Origin of the sequence: Gloeocapsopsis sp. IPPAS B-1203, assembly GCF_002749975.1 — a bacterium.
GTDB lineage: Bacteria > Cyanobacteriota > Cyanobacteriia > Cyanobacteriales > Chroococcidiopsidaceae > Gloeocapsopsis.
The window spans coordinates 15,300-28,657 of sequence record NZ_PEIG01000008.1; the positions used below are offsets into that span (position 1 = coordinate 15,300).

At 40.9% G+C, this 13,358-nt stretch carries 12 protein-coding genes; 1 reads left to right on the forward strand and 11 read right to left on the reverse strand.

Annotation, left to right across the window (positions count from 1 at the left end):
- Window positions 1–3 precede the first annotated feature (3 nt).
- Window positions 4–942 carry a tRNA (adenosine(37)-N6)-dimethylallyltransferase MiaA gene (gene miaA / locus CSQ79_RS15130; RefSeq protein WP_099702006.1) on the reverse strand — a complete coding sequence of 313 codons (939 nt, stop codon included), beginning with the start codon at window positions 940–942 and terminating at the stop codon, window positions 4–6.
- Between the two features lie 131 nt (window positions 943–1,073).
- On the opposite strand from miaA, the gene gyrB reads away from it, so the two are divergent.
- The gene (gene gyrB, locus CSQ79_RS15135; protein ID WP_099702007.1) at window positions 1,074–3,014 is read left to right on the forward strand and encodes a DNA topoisomerase (ATP-hydrolyzing) subunit B; all 1,941 of its coding nucleotides are present in this window, start codon (window positions 1,074–1,076) and stop codon (window positions 3,012–3,014) included.
- A gap of 124 nt (window positions 3,015–3,138) precedes the next feature.
- On the opposite strand, the gene CSQ79_RS15140 is transcribed toward gyrB, so the two are convergent.
- From CSQ79_RS15140 to CSQ79_RS15185, 10 genes are all read right to left on the reverse strand, one after another.
- Window positions 3,139–3,789, reverse strand: coding sequence for a sugar transferase (locus tag CSQ79_RS15140; protein ID WP_099702008.1), 651 nt, complete (start codon window positions 3,787–3,789; stop codon window positions 3,139–3,141).
- Window positions 3,790–3,885: 96 nt separating this feature from the next.
- Complete coding sequence (locus tag CSQ79_RS15145) at window positions 3,886–5,247, reverse strand: cytochrome P450 (protein WP_099702009.1); 1,362 nt, start codon at window positions 5,245–5,247, stop codon at window positions 3,886–3,888.
- Window positions 5,248–5,265: 18 nt separating this feature from the next.
- The gene (locus tag CSQ79_RS15150) at window positions 5,266–6,306 is read right to left on the reverse strand and encodes a methyltransferase (RefSeq protein ID WP_289501163.1); all 1,041 of its coding nucleotides are present in this window, start codon (window positions 6,304–6,306) and stop codon (window positions 5,266–5,268) included.
- An 82-nt stretch (window positions 6,307–6,388) separates the two neighbouring features.
- Window positions 6,389–7,504 (reverse strand): methyltransferase, encoded by a 1,116-nt coding sequence (locus tag CSQ79_RS15155; RefSeq protein WP_289501164.1) that lies wholly within the window; start codon window positions 7,502–7,504, stop codon window positions 6,389–6,391.
- Window positions 7,505–7,679: 175 nt separating this feature from the next.
- Window positions 7,680–8,027, reverse strand: coding sequence for an antibiotic biosynthesis monooxygenase family protein (locus CSQ79_RS15160; protein WP_099702011.1), 348 nt, complete (start codon window positions 8,025–8,027; stop codon window positions 7,680–7,682).
- A 125-nt stretch (window positions 8,028–8,152) separates the two neighbouring features.
- Window positions 8,153–9,226 (reverse strand): methyltransferase, encoded by a 1,074-nt coding sequence (locus tag CSQ79_RS15165; protein WP_099702012.1) that lies wholly within the window; start codon window positions 9,224–9,226, stop codon window positions 8,153–8,155.
- Between the two features lie 14 nt (window positions 9,227–9,240).
- Window positions 9,241–9,762, reverse strand: coding sequence for a type ISP restriction/modification enzyme (locus CSQ79_RS15170; RefSeq protein ID WP_143755460.1), 522 nt, complete (start codon window positions 9,760–9,762; stop codon window positions 9,241–9,243).
- 369 nt (window positions 9,763–10,131) lie between these two features.
- Window positions 10,132–10,860 (reverse strand): DevA family ABC transporter ATP-binding protein, encoded by a 729-nt coding sequence (locus CSQ79_RS15175; RefSeq protein ID WP_099702013.1) that lies wholly within the window; start codon window positions 10,858–10,860, stop codon window positions 10,132–10,134.
- A 10-nt stretch (window positions 10,861–10,870) separates the two neighbouring features.
- Complete coding sequence (devC, locus tag CSQ79_RS15180; RefSeq protein WP_099702014.1) at window positions 10,871–12,037, reverse strand: ABC transporter permease DevC; 1,167 nt, start codon at window positions 12,035–12,037, stop codon at window positions 10,871–10,873.
- 30 nt (window positions 12,038–12,067) lie between these two features.
- Window positions 12,068–13,276 carry an HlyD family efflux transporter periplasmic adaptor subunit gene (locus CSQ79_RS15185; RefSeq protein WP_099702015.1) on the reverse strand — a complete coding sequence of 403 codons (1,209 nt, stop codon included), beginning with the start codon at window positions 13,274–13,276 and terminating at the stop codon, window positions 12,068–12,070.
- Window positions 13,277–13,358: the final 82 nt, after the last annotated feature.

The window sequence follows — 13,358 nt, forward strand, 5'->3', positions numbered from 1 at the left end:
CATTTATGTAAGAGGTTTTTTATTTAAAAATGCTTGTACTCGCTGGTAAACTTGGTCAAATAAGCTAGGCGCATCAGCATTAAACCATTCAATTTGAGGATACGCACGAAACCAGGTACGCTGTCGCTTGGCAAATTGCCTTGTATGCAAAACTATCAGTTCTTTTGCTTGAGTTAGTGTGACTTCGCCAGCAAGGTACTGCTTGATCTCGTGATATCCCAGTGTATTTAATAGTGGTAGATCAGCACCGTATTTGTGATAAAGATATTCCACTTCAGCTACTAAGCCGTCTGCAATCATTTGTTCGGTGCGTTGAAAAATGCGATCGCGTAAGCACTCTGTACTACAATCTAAACCAATCTGTAAAATTGGATAACTCGGTGGCTGCTCTCCTTGTTGCTGTGAAATTGGACAACCTGTCACGTAAAACACTTCCAACGCCCGCAATGTTCTGACTAAATCGTTACTGTGAATTTTCTGCGCTGCAATTGGATCGACCTGCTGCAAAATACTATAAAGTTGGGTTTGACCGAGCGATTCTAGCTGCGATCGCAACTCGGTATTCGGTGCGACTCTCGGAATTTTTAACCCTTGCACTACTGAACGAATGTATAGCCCTGTTCCACCCACTAAGAAGGGAATTTTTCCTTGCTGCTGAAACTGAGTAATTAAACCTTGTGCTTGTGTTTGGTAATCTGCGACAGTGAGAGTTTGAGTAGGTGCGCAGATATCAATTAAATAGTGTGGTGCTAAATTTTGTTCAGCAATTGATGGCTTGGCTGTGCCAATATTAAACTCGCGGTATACTTGGCGCGAATCTGCACTGAGAATCACAGCCAAACCGAGTTTCGTTGCAAGTGCGATCGCAAGTTGTGATTTACCTGTTGCTGTCGCACCACAAATTGTGATTAAGCAAGATCGATAAAAATTACTTGGGTACATCCCCCTGAAAAATTCCTCTAAAATACCTCTACAGCCGTCTTCAAGGCTTTTATGCTACAATTTATGAGTGTTTTTTTATTTTTTGAGTCAGATAGCTGCTCAAACTTTAAATTTCGTGGAGAATACCTTGCATGACTAGCAGTTACAGCGCCGATCAGATTCAAGTTCTGGAAGGTCTGGAACCGGTGCGCAAAAGACCGGGTATGTACATTGGCTCCACTGGTCCGCGAGGACTCCATCATCTAGTTTACGAGGTTGTAGACAATTCGATCGATGAAGCTTTAGCGGGACACTGCACTCATGTGGAGGTGGATTTAAATGCAGATGGTTCAGTTACAGTAACAGATGATGGTCGAGGCATTCCCACAGATACGCACCCCCAAACTGGCAAATCAGCATTAGAAACAGTAATGACAGTATTACACGCCGGAGGAAAATTCGGTGGAGGTGGTTACAAAGTTTCTGGAGGATTGCACGGAGTTGGAATTTCCGTTGTCAATGCTTTATCTGAGTTGATTGAAGTTACTGTATGGCGTGACAAACGTGTTCACGTTCAACGTTTCGAGCGTGGCATTCCTGTGACTGAATTACAAGTTAAAGCTTTTAATGAGGGTAAAACAGGAACTTCTGTCACCTTTAAGCCAGATGCAACGATTTTCACAACAGGAACCGAGTTTGATTACATTACTCTAGCTGGTCGTTTGCGCGAACTCGCATACCTCAATGCTGGTGTCAAGATTACTTTTAGCGATCGCCGCTTAGAACTATTAAAAAGCAGCGAACCGAAAGTCGAGACATATGAGTACAAAGGTGGAATTAAAGAGTATATCGCGTACATGAACCGGGATAAGCAGCCTTTACACGAAGAAATTATCTTTGTGCAAGGAGAACGCAACAACGTCCAAGTTGAAGTTGCTTTGCAATGGTCTGTTGATGCATACACAGATAATATATTAGGTTTTGCTAACAATATTCGTACTGTTGACGGTGGTACACACCTAGAAGGATTAAAAGCTGTACTAACACGTACACTGAACGCGATCGCTCGTAAGCGGAACAAAATTAAGGATAATGAACCTAATCTGAGTGGCGAACATGTCCGCGAAGGTTTAACAGGAGTCATCTCTGTTAAAGTTCCAGACCCTGAGTTTGAGGGACAAACGAAAACAAAGCTGGGTAATACCGAAGTTCGGGGTATTGTTGACTCGCTTGTTGGTGAAGTTCTCACCGAGTATTTAGATTTTCATCCTAATGTTGCTGATTCGGTTCTAGATAAAGCAATTCAAGCTTTCAAAGCTGCAGAAGCTGCACGTCATGCAAGAGAACTAGTCCGGCGTAAATCAGTACTAGAATCATCTCCCTTACCTGGTAAGTTAGCAGATTGTAGTTCTAGAGATGCCAGCGAGTCAGAAATCTTCATCGTGGAAGGGGATAGTGCAGGAGGAAGTGCAAAGCAAGGACGCGATCGCCGCTTTCAAGCAATTCTGCCATTGCGTGGTAAGATTCTCAATATTGAGAAAACAGACGACGCCAAAATCTACAAGAACACCGAAATTCAAGCCTTAATTACTGCATTAGGATTAGGTGTTAAGGGTGAAGAATTTGATGCTTCGCAATTGCGTTATCACCACATTGTCATTATGACTGATGCTGATGTTGATGGAGCGCATATCAGAACACTCTTATTAACTTTCTTTTATCGCTATCAGCGCGAACTGATCGATCAAGGTTATATTTACATTGCTTGTCCCCCACTATATAAAGTAGAACGCGGGCGCAATCACTACTACTGCTATAGCGAACGCGAACTGCAAAACTTGATTCGGCACGAGTTCCCTGACAATGCTAACTATACAATTCAACGCTTTAAAGGGTTGGGTGAAATGATGCCTGAGCAACTATGGGCAACAACAATGAACCCTGAAACGCGCACGATGAAACGAGTCGAGATTGAAGACGCTGCCGAAGCTGATCGCATCTTTACGATTTTGATGGGCGATCGCGTCGCCCCACGTCGTGAGTTTATTGAAACTTACGGTTCTCGCCTAAATCTTGCTGAACTTGATATCTAAGCTGCTAAATAAGTAGTATTTTACACATGAGGAGAAAAGTCTCAAGGCTTTCTCCTTTTTTGTTTCCTTGGTTTTCTTGCGTAACTACATAAACTTAGAGTAGTTTAATTGTGTGACAAAAAATTTAATAAGCACCTTTACCTGTAATCACAACCATAACGGTTTGCCAGATAATATATAGATCTAACCATAAAGACCAGCGATCGCGATAAATCATATCTAAGTGCAGCATATATTCAAAGCTCACCTCACTACGTCCACTAATCTGCCACAAACCAGTGACCCCAGGCATGAGTTCTAAACGTTTTATAAAAGTATTGCGATGGTTTTTGATGGCTAGAGTACAATCGCGTAATTGCAGAGGACGCGGACCTACTAAGCTCATATGACCTTGAACAACGTTAAATAGTTGTGGCAACTCATCTAAACTAGTCCGTCGCAAGAATTTACCAACGCGGGTGATACGAGGATCTTCTTTCATTTTAAAGAGTACTCCACCGTCTGATTCATTTAAATGCTCTAGCTCTTGCAAAAGTTGCTCAGCATTCACTACCATAGTGCGAAATTTCCAGATCAAGAAAGGTTTTCCACCGCGCCCCAAACGTTCTTGCCGAAAGAAAATTGATCCTTTTGAGTCTAGAGAAATCACAAGTGCGATCGCAAGCATCAAAGGACTCAGCAGAAGTATTCCTACACCAGCGCCCAAAATGTCAATAATTCGCTTACTAACAAGTTGCAACGTATATCGTGGGTGACTGACAAAACTAAGTTGCATAGTACAGTAAACCCTTAACAGTCTAGTTGACACTTATAGCCAATAGGAAAGGTTGGTAATTGGTGATTAGAAAAATATTTATTAACAACTTAAAACTCACGCATTTAAAACTTTCTTAACTTGTGCTTGGAGACTATCTTGATACTTGGAAGGCTGACGCACTGGCACGATTGCACTTGGTTCAGGAGTCACACTCCAGTCGTAACGCAACAACTTGGAGAGGATAATCTTCATTTCCATCTGGGCAAATTGCCAGCCCAAGCAACTGTGCGGACCACTACCAAAGCCTACTAATGCAAAGGAGTGCTTTTTATCTTCTTCACGCGGTGGGGCAAAACGATCAGGATCAAAGCGATCGGGATCAGTATAGATTTCAGGTAAACGATGCGTTAGCAGTGGAGAAATATCGACGTGCCAGCCAGCGGGAATGCAGTAGCCTGCGTAATAAATATCTTTAACAACCCCACGCGACATATTTTGTACAGGAGGATACAGACGTTCTACCTCTTTGAGGGCGTAGCCCATTTGAGGAAGTTGTTTAAGATGAGATAAGTTAAGTGGTTCATGACCCACGACTTGGGCGTATTCAGTACGTAGGCGATCGCACCACTCAGGATGCGCGACTAACTCAAACATCAACCATGCAAGTAGCACTGCCGGATTTTCATGTCCTGCAAATAGGACCATCAGTAATTGGTCAATAATATCCGATGCACTCAAAGAGTTACCATTTTCATCAACAGATGCGAGTAACAATCCAAGAAAATCGCGTGACTCTTGTAGTAATCCCTGTTGTCTGCGTTGAGCAATTTTACGCCGTAAGAAAGCTTGTAAATTGCGCCGTGCTTGCTGCGATCGCCCATATAATGTTTGGGGAATATCGAGTTTTAACTTTGCCCTTCGTCCCACAAGCATTCCTAAAAAATACTGTGTTGCTTCTGCAAATTCGCTTTCGGTTTCAGTGCCTAAGATGAGGCGAATTGCAATTGTTGTTGAAAGATTGGTGAATTCTTCAATGAGGGAAATTGTACTACCTGCTTGCCAGTCTTCAAAAAACTTATCAACAATTTCTTGAATTGTGTCAAAGTAATTATTAAGCGATCGCCCGTGCATTCCTGGATACATTAAGCGGCGTGTTGCTTGATGTTCTGCACCATCTTGTAAGAGCAACCCTTTACCAAAAATGGGTTCTAAAAAAATCCAACCTAGTCGTGCAGAAAGATGATCTGCTTTTTCTGCTAGAACTAAGCGGTTAGCATCAGGACCAACTAAAAAAGCGAAATTTTTACCAAAAATCCGTGATTTAAAAACTGAGCCATAGCGCTGAAAGTGATCCCAGTAAAAAAGTTCTTCGTCTCTAAATAGCTCTTTTGTCTCACCTCCAAATAGCTTACCAAAGCTACCAGGCATTTCCTCTGCTGGTTTAAATTGTGACGTTGGTTTTGTTTGGACAACCATTAAAAATAGCTCCTTTGCTCAAGCGCGTACAGCTTCGATGATGCTATTAGCAGTTTGTGTAGGGATAATTCTTGTTACCTGAAGACCAGCAGATGCTAAGAGAGATCGGTATTGTGCTTCAGTACGTTCATAGCCACCAGGAGTTGTGAGTAACGATTCTAAATCAATTAACTTTCCGACAAAAGGCTGATTACCAAGAGGCATAATCATTTCTACGATTAAAAGTCTGCCATCTGCTGACATTGCCTCACGACAGTTTTTCAGAAGTTGCACTGCGCGATTGTCATCCCAATTGTGAACGACAAACATGAGAATGTATGCATCACCGCCACTAGGTACTGAATCTAAACAATTACCTGCAATCAATTCACAGCGATCTGCAACTTTGGCTGATTCAATTGCTGAAGTTGCCGCAGCGATCGCCGCAGGATAATCAAAAAGTACCCCTTGCATTGTGGGGTTTGCTTGTAACAGTGAAATAACTGTGCCGCCACTGGCAAAAATACCAATATCAACGACTTTATTAATCAATGAAAAGTCATAATTTGCAAGTAGCGATTGCGCTGCACGCTGCGAAATACTCGCCTTGGACTCGTTAGAAACTCGCGCAACTTCGGGATCTTGATAAAATTCAAATAATCCTTGTTTATAAAGGTATTCAAACGCAGGTTCTCCAGTTTTGACACTGTAATGCAGATTTTCCCAAACATTCCAGTGCCAATCTTGACCAAAAAATTTAACAGCAGCGCGGACTGAATCAGGAGTGTCACTTTGAAGGAACTCAGCAAGGGGCGTTAAGCTAAAATAACACTCATACTCGGCAAAAATACCAACACTTGCAAGCGATCGCATCAACCGATAAAGTGATGGTGCATGAGTTCCGGTTGCTTGTGCCAACGCCTCAACAGTTTGAGAACCATCTGCTAATAAGTCAGCAATGCCCAATTCAGCAGCAGCATAGATTAATCGTGCTACTCGTAAACCCCCTAACATTTGCATCATTGCCACTTGTGGAGGTAAGTCTGGTGGCATATTGGGATTTGGTTTAGTAGTAATCATTTCTCTAGATAGTTAGATGGTGAGGGGCATACTAATTTGTAATGAACGATTCTTCTATGTAACTTGCTATTGTTTTCCCTGATCAACTAACACCAACAGCCTCAATGATTTTCCAAGGAGATGCTGTGGCAAAGACTTTTGTCAGCTTGAAACCTGCGGCATCAAAAAGTGTGCGATATTCTGCTTCTGTACGTTCGCGTCCACCAGAAGTTGTTAACATTTCTAAATCCAGAAGTTTACCGAAATAAGGTGTATTTCCAGGAGGAATTACTGCTTCAACAAGCAATAGCTTGCTGTGTTCTGTCATGGCGCGACGACAGTTTTTGAGAATCTTAACTGCATTATGTTCATCCCAGTCATGAATAACGGTTTTAAGAAGGTAAACATCACCGCCTGGCGGTACAGACTGAAAAAAGTCGCCAGCAACTAACTCACACCGCTCCGCTAGTCCATTTTCTGTAATAAACTCTTTAGCACCAGCAATGACAGATGGCTGATCGAATAGAACACCTTTGATTGATGGATATGTTTTAAGAATTGTTGTCAGATGACTACCATAACCACCACCAATATCAACTAATTTAGAGATTCCTGAAAAATCGTAGCCAGTGGCGATCGCGCTATTATTTAACGAAGCTAAATTAGTCATCGCCTCATCAAAATGATTGCCAGCTTGAGAATCTTGGACAAAGTACTCAAAAATATTTGGCTTACCAAAGGTATATTCAACAGCGGTTTTACCTGTTTTGACACTTTCAATCAAGTTACTCCACAAATTCCAGTGCCACTTTTCACCTGACATAATTGCCCAAGCACGTACTGATTCAGGAGAATCTATTTGTAACGTCACAGCTAAAGCTGTTAAGTCAAAGCATTTTTCCTCGTCTTCGGCAAATATTCCAAAACTCGCAAGCGATCGCAATAATCGATAAAGTGACTGTTCATCTACTCTAGTCAGGTGTGCTAGTTCCTTACTACTTTTAGCGCCATCTTTAAGCAAGTCAGCAATTCCTAGTTGTGCTGCAACATAAATTGCTTGCGAAACCTGGTAAGCATTGATCATCTCCACCATTGCCACTTGGGGTGGCATCATTTTGGCTCTAAATTTCTGCAATGAACTGGTAACATTCATCATTGCTTGAATCAGCGCCATAGGAGGCTTTTTAGGTTTTGGTTGAAGATTTGCTTGAGACATCATCCCTCTTTACTCATTTGGCAACCAGAAATTCTTAAGGTAAGTGGGCATAGTTATGTACCACATTTTTTATGTCAGTTAATAGTTAATTGTTGATTTTCCGTTGACTATTAATTCTTTACAGGTGTAGTTATTGACTCTCGCTCACTCTTTGATGTCTTGATTGTTTTGAAAAATGCTAAGAATGTTTGGTGTAGCAAACTTCGTAAAGCGTCGGATCGGATTGTGCAATTTTACCGATTGCAGGCATATGTGCCACAGCTTCAGGATTATTAAAAATACCGCGAAAGTCCTCAATACTTTGCCATTGTGCGTAGTTTGTTACTCTTTTACCGTCTAAACTTTTGTGGATATTTGCCGCAATAAAACCAGGAAGATTACACATGACTTCTTCAGTTGCTTTTACTAATAAATCAACGAGTAATTGCTGGTTTTCTGGCTCAACAATAAATACATTAATTAAAGTGATGCAGTCAGTATCTTTAGATATTGTGGTGAGTTCTTCGTTGTTGACGATTGTAGTCATGTTGACTCCTTGAGTAATTTCTAAGTAGTTACTTTAGAGAATGAATACTCCTAAAAAATTCATGATTCATTTTCGAGAAAGTTACTTTGCAAAGAACAAATAATTACAAATTATGAATTATTTAATCAAGCTGGTATAGATTCAATAATGCTCATTGGAGACTTTGAGGAGATAACGTTTGTAAGTTGGAAACCAGATGCGCTGAGGACTTCTCGATATTGTTCTTCGGTGCGTTCGATTGCACCCGTACTCATTAGCAGTGCTTCTACATCTAAAATTTTGCCTAAAGATGGTTCGTTACCTGGAGGAATAACTATCTCAATAAGTAACAGTTTGCCATGTTCTGCGATCGCCTGACGGCAGTTTTTTAAAATAGCGATCGCGCGATCGTCATCATAATCGTGAATTAAATTTTTAATAATGTAAACATTACCACCAGAAGGAAAAGATGCAAAGACATCACCTGTGACAACTTCGCAGCGATCGCTCAGCCCTGTTACTTCAACAAGCCGTTTTACCTGTTCAATTCGAGTTGGACTGTCGAAGTAAACTCCACGTTGCAATGAGTTGTTCTTTAATATGGAAGCAATGAGTTTACCATCTCCTTGACCTCCTGTTCCAATATCAACGATGCACTCAAACGAGGCAAAGTCATAGTTAGCTAAAATTGCCACGTCAGTCATCGCTAAAGCACTGACCATTGCTCCATCAAAATTTTTGGCAACTTCAGGATTTTGCTGATAGTATTCTTCAAACTCCATTCCAAAAAGATGGTCAAAGGCAGGTTCACCTGTTTTAAAACTGTGAAGAATTCCTCCCCACATCCGCCAGTGCCACATTTCACCAACAACGATCGCATAATCTCGTAGCGAATTGGAAACGTTACTCTGTAGTAACGCACCTCTAGGGGTCAAGTGAAATAAACCGCTCTCGTCTTCAGTGAAGATATCAAAACTAGCAAGTACTCTCAACAATCGATAAAGTGACTGTTCGTGAGTTGCTGTTGTTTGTGCTAACTCTGTAATACTCTGTGGTTGTGTCAACAAGTCTGCAATACCAAGCTTTGCCACCACAGAAATCGACTGTGCAAGTCGATAAGCATTCATCATTTGAAGAATTTTTACTTGCGGTGGTACGCCTTGAGCAACTAGTGGACGAGGTGCTGTAGCGTCTGAGGGTTTGTGTTGCGATGAAACCATGCTTTAGCCTTGCCTTACTGATGAGCGGCGATAAATAATTGTTCTTTATTTGAGCCAAGCTGAAATACTGCCTCAATTCCTGCCATTAACTCAATCATTTCATTCAATGCGGTTACTATCCGTTGATATTGTCGAATATCTTTGTTACTGAGATAAGAACCTTCACGATCTTTGATCCATTTTTGACAAATTTGATAGTTCCAAACTTGTGATGGTATGTTCTTGAAGTACTGCTTTTTGTTGATCCAAATTAGTCCGTTTTCGCCACTCTGCTTTGGTTCTGCGTAACGCACTACATCGACAATGTTATTACCTATAACAGGGTAGTCAGCGAGTATCGATATAGGCTGTTCGTCATTACGCTTTTGTGAATATATACGCATAATTCCGCGAATACGAACATCTGCTATGAATCTTCCTTGCCGTTGAGAATGAACTTCATGCCAAGCTGCTTTGCGCAATGCAGGATAAAGTTTATTATCTTGTTTGTTAGATGATTGGCGATTTCTAACGTGTTGTTCCACTACTGTGTTCATATTTTTTGCCGTACATTATTTATGCAGCTTGTAGTTAGGTAAGACGGAATTTATTTCCTGGAAAGTAGAATTTTTTGCTCAAGCTTGAAAAATTGGCATTAGACAAAAGAGCAATCTAATTCCGTGTAGAACTATTTTTTAGAGAAATTTAAAGCTTTGACTAAAAATACCAACTTTTTAAAGGAATCAAAACTACAAAAACCTAGATTTATTACGTTATTGAGTTTTTCAAGATAGCAGTTTAGAAGGATAAAAACATTAGAAAATACTTACTTTTAGTAATTTAGTAAATAGTTTCTCACATAAATGCGATAAGTAAGTTTTAGAAAAGAGTAGATCCTGTACAACTTATGTGTAACTTTTTGTTTGTTAGGTGTTACTCTCAAATTGCCTCGATAGGCGTGCTGGTGTAAGGCTATTGTTGTAGCTTAAGCGACCATCTTCCATATGAATAATGCGATCTGCAACGTCTAAGATGCGATTATCGTGTGTCACCATCACGATCGTACACATCTGTTCTTGAGCAAGATGCTGCATTAACTCGACGACAGCACGCCCAGATGTACTATCTAATGATGCTGTAGGTTCGTCAGCTAACACAAGTTTGGGTTGATTTACTAAAGCCCTAGCAATTGCAATGCGTTGTTTTTGCCCGCCTGAGAGGTTTTCCGGATAGTAATTTAGGCGATCGCCTAAACCAACTGCCTGTAGCATCGTTTGCGATCGCGCACGGGCAGCTTGCATCGAGATGTTATCATTGACCTGCGCTGCCATTTGAACATTTTGTTGAGCAGTGAGAAAGCCTAGCAGGTTGTGCGATTGAAAAATATAGCCAATTTGACGCCGCAGTTGAACTAATCTTTTCTGACTAGTACCAGATAATTCCTGACCAAGAAACTGGATACTTCCTGTTTGTACAGATCTTAAACCACCAATCAAACTTAGTAGCGTTGTTTTTCCTGAGCCTGATTGCCCTGTAATAATGACAAACTCTCCTACACCAATTTCCAAATTAATATCTAGTAAAGTTTGCTTTTGTAAAACACCTCTACCATAGTAATGATTGAGAGATTGAATTTTAAGTGCTGGTTTTTGCATATACTGTTGCTTAATTAAAGATATCTGCTGGGTCAGCAGCACTTAGTTTACGTATGGCGATCGCACCCGATATGCAGCACATTAAAACGGTCAAAAGTAATACCAATAGTGCTCGACCTATCGTCATTGTAATTGGCAAAAGCGTTTCTTTTTGTACTATGCTATATTGAAAAGTTGCGAAAGCAAATCCAGGCATATAGCCTAAAATGGCTAATATTAAGGCTTGTTGAAAAATAACAATTAATAAGTAGATTTGAGTATAACCTATTGCTTTGAGTGTTGCATATTCTGGTAAATGATCGGCAATTTCACTGTACAATATTTGATAAACAATCACAGTTCCCACAACAAACGCCATGATTGTTCCCAGAGTAAAGATAAAGCCAATTGCCGTACTACTTGCCCAATAAGATTTTTCAAAATCAATAAACTCTTGTTTCGATAGTAATCTAATATCTTTCTGGGTTATCGAACTGCGTAGTTTTTCAAGAACAACCTCAGTGCTTGCTCCTGGTTTAAGTTTAACTAAACCTATATCAATGAGTCCGAAGTTCCGTCCATCTTGATTAAATAATCGAAAAAAATTCAAATCGCTTGTCATCAAATTACCATCAGCACCAAATGATGTTCCTAACTGAAACAATCCACCAATTTTAATTGTGCGACCTCCTACTTCAGTTGCGATCGCCTTCCCTTGCAGAAAATCAGCGGCGATTGTACCGAACTCTTGACGCGAACCTTGGTCGAACAAAAAAACATCTGGTTGCTTAATTTTATCGAGGTTTTGTTGGACTCCTGGTAAGTTAACGATAGAAGCATCTGGGTCAAATCCAATGACTTGAATACTACGCAGCTTGCGTGTTTGAGGGTTTCTCCATGAAGTAAAACCTATATAAATAGGATGAACGGATTCCACTTCCTCAAGTGCTAAAACTTGGTACAAACGCCGCTGGGAAAAAGTTTTCAGAGAAAGTAACGCATCCGATTGAGGATTGATGACAACAATTTCGCCATTCAAGCTTTGGTGAAACTGAACATTACCATCAAACAGTGCTTCTCGAAAACCTAATTGCATAAACATTAAAATATTGGCAAAAGCAATTCCAGCTAATGCTACGATTAACCGTGTTTTTTCACGCGTGAGTTGTAACCATGCCAAAGGAATTTTACGAATCATTTTCTTGGCATTAAATAAGTATTGTTCGATTTAAACATTAATTTCTACAACCACTTTGGCGTAAGTAAAACCAGAAACTAATTCGCTAGCCGTTGTGGGTAAACTAATTCTCACTTCTACTACTCTGGCATCAACATCCGCAGCAGGATCGCTATCTAGAATATTTTGTTTACCAATTTGTCTGCCAACTTGAGCTACAGTTCCCTTAATTTTTTCAGTAAAAGCGCGGTTTTCACTAGTAACACTTACTGCTTGACCAGGACGCACTTTGCTAATATCTTCTTCAAGAACTTCTGCAATGACAACCATTTGATCGGTACGAGCCAGTTCAGCAATTCCATTTGTGCTAATTGTTTCTCCAGAACGAGTGTGAAGTTTAATGATTTCACCATCAATTGGAGCTTTAATATAGCTCAACGCTAAATCTGCTTGAGTTAATTTAACAGCAGCAACCATACGATTTACTTGGGCTTGGGCTTCGCGCACATCAGTTGGGCGTACTTCTGTAATGCGGTTGAGATTGGCTCGCGCTTCATCAATTTGTCGTTGCAGAGTTACAATTGTTTCGTTACGACTTGCTTGGCTTTCATTCACTTGCTGTTGTGCAGTTTCTGCATTTAAGCGTCTCGTCTCAAGTTCTTGAGTAGAAATGGCACCCTCTTGATACAATTGCTGGTAGCGTTCGTAGTCACTTTGGGCATTGCGCAGCGCTGCTACTTGACGAGCAACTGTTGCTTGCAAAGTTTCTTGTTGTCCTTCTAATTCAGCTTCGAGACGTGCGATCGCAGCTTTTTGAGCTTCGATTTCTCCTGTTTGCGCTCCCGCCTGGATTTTTGCTAACGCCGCCCGCGCAACTTGAACATCGGCTTGAGCATTTTCTAGCGCAGCTGCAAGACGAGTATGAGTGTCTAGAACCGCAACTGTTTCACCTGCTTTAACCCAATCGCCCTCTTTTACTAAGATCTGCTCAACCCTTGCGCCTTGTGCTGAACTTGGTGGAGACAGTGTTATGACTTCTCCCTGCGGTTCTAAACGCCCTAAAGCAACAATAGATTGAGTAATTGGTGTCGTCGGAGTGACTGTTGTAGGGGTATTTTGATTTGGAACCTGATAAAATCTTATTAAAGCAACTGTTCCGATAACAACACTTGTCGCAAGGGCTAGAGAAACACGCCACTTACCTTTTGAATTTGAATGCGGCTGCTCAACTGACCTTGGCTTCTCTGTGACGCTTGACATAGTATCTTGCTCATATATCTGCATGATCCTGCTGTAATGCGAACAGATATAGGCACTGTACAGCAGAGAATTTTGGGCAATA

Coding starts and splice junctions, on each gene's coding strand:
- miaA (WP_099702006.1), bottom strand. CDS start 942: ATGTACCCAAGTAATTTTTATCGATCTTGCTTAATCACAATTTGTGGT.
- gyrB (WP_099702007.1), top strand. CDS start 1,074: ATGACTAGCAGTTACAGCGCCGATCAGATTCAAGTTCTGGAAGGTCTG.
- CSQ79_RS15140 (WP_099702008.1), bottom strand. CDS start 3,789: ATGCAACTTAGTTTTGTCAGTCACCCACGATATACGTTGCAACTTGTT.
- CSQ79_RS15145 (WP_099702009.1), bottom strand. CDS start 5,247: ATGGTTGTCCAAACAAAACCAACGTCACAATTTAAACCAGCAGAGGAA.
- CSQ79_RS15150 (WP_289501163.1), bottom strand. CDS start 6,306: ATGATTACTACTAAACCAAATCCCAATATGCCACCAGACTTACCTCCA.
- CSQ79_RS15155 (WP_289501164.1), bottom strand. CDS start 7,504: ATGATGTCTCAAGCAAATCTTCAACCAAAACCTAAAAAGCCTCCTATG.
- CSQ79_RS15160 (WP_099702011.1), bottom strand. CDS start 8,027: ATGACTACAATCGTCAACAACGAAGAACTCACCACAATATCTAAAGAT.
- CSQ79_RS15165 (WP_099702012.1), bottom strand. CDS start 9,226: ATGGTTTCATCGCAACACAAACCCTCAGACGCTACAGCACCTCGTCCA.
- CSQ79_RS15170 (WP_143755460.1), bottom strand. CDS start 9,762: ATGAACACAGTAGTGGAACAACACGTTAGAAATCGCCAATCATCTAAC.
- CSQ79_RS15175 (WP_099702013.1), bottom strand. CDS start 10,860: ATGCAAAAACCAGCACTTAAAATTCAATCTCTCAATCATTACTATGGT.
- devC (WP_099702014.1), bottom strand. CDS start 12,037: ATGATTCGTAAAATTCCTTTGGCATGGTTACAACTCACGCGTGAAAAA.
- CSQ79_RS15185 (WP_099702015.1), bottom strand. CDS start 13,276: ATGTCAAGCGTCACAGAGAAGCCAAGGTCAGTTGAGCAGCCGCATTCA.